General features: G+C 77.2%; 3 protein-coding genes. 1 reads left to right on the top strand and 2 read right to left on the bottom strand.

The window, feature by feature from the left end; translation table 11 throughout:
- Together RIF68_RS32915 and RIF68_RS32920 are read right to left on the bottom strand one after the other, a co-directional pair.
- Window positions 1–1,358: PAS domain-containing protein (locus tag RIF68_RS32915; protein WP_309055070.1), on the bottom strand; the 1,358-nt coding region annotated here is incomplete at its 3' end.
- A 325-nt stretch (window positions 1,359–1,683) separates the two neighbouring features.
- Window positions 1,684–1,995 carry a hypothetical protein gene (locus RIF68_RS32920; protein WP_309055071.1) on the bottom strand — a complete coding sequence of 104 codons (312 nt, stop codon included), beginning with the start codon at window positions 1,993–1,995 and terminating at the stop codon, window positions 1,684–1,686.
- Between the two features lie 304 nt (window positions 1,996–2,299).
- Here RIF68_RS32920 and RIF68_RS32925 point away from each other — a divergent pair.
- Window positions 2,300–2,976: FAD-binding protein (locus RIF68_RS32925; protein ID WP_309055073.1), on the top strand; the 677-nt coding region annotated here is incomplete at its 3' end.

Raw genomic sequence — 2,976 nt, forward strand, 5'->3', positions numbered from 1 at the left:
TCGTAGGGATGCGCTCCGGACCGCCGGTGGACGGTGACCCGGCCGAGCACCACGCCCCGGGCGCGCAGCGGAGCGCTCATCGTGTACGCGGGGGAGGGGAGCGTCCCGGTCACCGACCGCGCGCCGTCCCCGGAGCCGCCGGGCGTCTCGACCTCGACGGCGGTCGGGTCCGGCACGGGCAGGTCGGGCACCGGCAGGTCCGGCCCCGGCCGGCCCGCGACGGCGGCGCGCCGCAGCACCGCCCGCACCTCGGGTCCCGCGGCCGGGTCCTCCCCGGCGAACACCGCCTCCGCGATCTCCACGACGGCCAGGTCCGCCACGTCCGGCACCAGCACGGCGGCGAGTTCCTCGCTCGTCCCGCCCACGGACAGCGAACCGCCGACGGTCGCCGTCGCGCGGTGCAGGACCGCCAGCCGTCCACTGGACCGGCGCGGCTCGGTGACGTCCGTGAACAGCGCGGTGACGCCCAGGACCCGCCCGGACGGATCCTGCATCCGGAACGCCGTGATGGCCATGACCGCCCCCGCTCCCGGATCCACGAGCGTCCGGGCCGTCTCCTCGGCCCGCACCAGCGGCCGGCCGGTGCGCAGCACCTCGCGCAGCCGCCGCTCGATCGCCGCGGCGTCCTCCGGCCACAGGAAGTCCCCGAGGCGCCGGTCGCGCATGTCGGCGGGCAGACCCGTGTACGGCAGGAGATGCGTGTTGGTCCTGACCAGGCGCAGCGCCTCGTCGAACACGGCCAGGCCCACCCGGTCCTGGAGGAACAGCTCCCTGGTGAAAGCCTGGTCCTGGCGCCACTGATCGACCGCCGTGGCCGGCGCGGCGAGCACGAAGTACCGGGCGGGCTCCGTCACCGACGGCCGGGGCGGGGCGTCCGCGACGGCTTCCGGGCGGGGCCCGGCCGCGGCTCCGGCACCGGGAGGAGCGTCCCCGGAGGCGCCCGGCGCGGCCCCGGTCCCCGAGGCGGCGACCGGCGTGGTCTCCGGCCCTCTTCCGGCGCCCGAAGAGGGGTCCGGCGCGGGGTACCGCTCGGCGCCGGCCCCGGGGACCGGTCCCGCCAGGGGGCTGACCTGGAAGCCGACCCGCAGCGTCCGGCCGTCGCCGGTACGCACCGCGGTCTCGCCCGACCAGGCGTCGGTGGCGCCTCGCGCGCGCAGCGCCGGCCACGCGGAGGGGTCCACCAGCAGCTCCCGTACGGGCCGGCCCCACACCTCGGCCGCGGAGAGGGCGAGCAGGCGCTCGGCCGCCGCCGTCCAGCCGACGATCCGGCCGGCGGAGTCCAGGAGGGCCCCCGCCGCGCCGTCGGTGAACGGCAGCCCGTCGTGAACGGGCCCATGCGTCAGAGGCGGATCTTCCACGCCGTCAGCCACCTCCTTCGCCGAGCCCGGTCCGCGGTCGTGCCCGGGGGCGGACCCCATGCAAGTGTGCGGCCCGCCCGTCCCGGGCGCCTCCGCTGCGACGCCCCCGCCACCGCCCGGTCCGGATCCGGGCCTCAGTGGGGGCGGGACTCCGTGCGGGCGGCGTCCCGCGCGACCGGAACCGGCACGGTGAGCCGTTCGGGTGAGGGCCGCGGCCGGGGGACCCGCGCGAACGCCCTTGGGCGTGGTACGGCGGGCCCGGTCGGCCGCCCGGACCTGACCCGCCCGCCGCCCGTCCCCGTCACCCGGCCCTCGTCTCCGCTCGTCACCGGACCCGCCCGCTCCGGGGCACCAGCACCCTCACCCCCTGGGCCGGCTCCGCGTCCGGGGGCTCCACGCAGAACACCACGGCCGCCACGTCCCCCAGTTCCTCCAGCACCCGCGCGAAAGCGTCCGGGTCGCGCACGTCGACCCGCACGCCCCCGAGCCGTCGTGCCCGGGCCCCGTCCCGCCCGGCGGGGAGCACGCGCCCGGGGAACCAGCGGGAGAGCGCGGCCGTCACCGTTCCGCCGACCGCCCCGTGACCGCCGACGACGAGAACCCGGCCCTCCTCCGACGCCGATCTCGCTGCAGCCATGCTCCAGCGAAACACGGGCGGCGTCCCGCCGGTCGTACGGGGCCAGGCGCCCCCTCCCCAACTCCCGTACGCGGCGGGGCATTCGTCTCCGCCGGACGGGCGGACGTACCGGAACCGACCTCTGTTCGGGGGGCGTCCGCCGACCGGCCGACCGCCTGTCGGTCGACACCGCCGCTCCAACAGGACACTTGACTGGGACGCTTGTCCCGACCAGTCTTCCCGTGGGCCGCCGCGCGGCGGGAGGCCCCGCGCGAGCCACGTCCGGTGCGACGGCGCCGACGATCCCGTCGAGAGGACTCCTGGCATGAGCAGCGTGTGGCGCAACTGGGCCGGCAACGAGGAGGCGCGCCCCCGGCGCGTCCTGCGGCCCTCGCGCCCGGAGGAGGTGGCCGAGGCCGTCTCGGAGGCCGTACGGGACGGGCTGCGCGTCAAGGCCGTGGGGGCCGGACATTCGTTCAGCCCGATCGCCGTCGCCCCGGACGCGCAACTCCGCCTCGATCTCCTCGACGGCGTCGAGGAGATCGACACCGCCACGGGGCTCGTCACCGTCGGCGCCGGCATGCCGCTGTGGAAGCTGAACCCGCTGCTGGCCGCGCACGGCCTCGCCCTGGAGAACATGGGGGACGTCGACCGGCAGACCGTCTCGGGCGCGATCTCCACCGGCACGCACGGCTCCGGCGTCCGCTTCGGCGGCATCGCCACCCAGGTGAGGGCCCTGGAACTGGTCCTCGCCGACGGCGCGGTCGTCCGCTGCTCACCCGGGGAACGCCCGGCCCTGTTCGCGGCGGCCCGCGTCGGTCTCGGCGCCCTCGGCGTCATCACCCGCGTCACCCTGCGGACCGTGCCCCTCTTCGCCCTGCGCGCACGTGACGCCGCCATGCCCGTGGCCGAGACCCTGGAACGCGTCCAGGAACTCGCGGACACCCACGACCACTTCGAGTTCTTCTGGTTCCCGCACAGCGACACGACGCTGACCCGGCG

Origin of the sequence: Streptomyces sp., from assembly GCF_031178505.1 — a bacterium.
Taxonomy (GTDB): domain Bacteria; phylum Actinomycetota; class Actinomycetes; order Streptomycetales; family Streptomycetaceae; genus Streptomyces; species Streptomyces gulbargensis.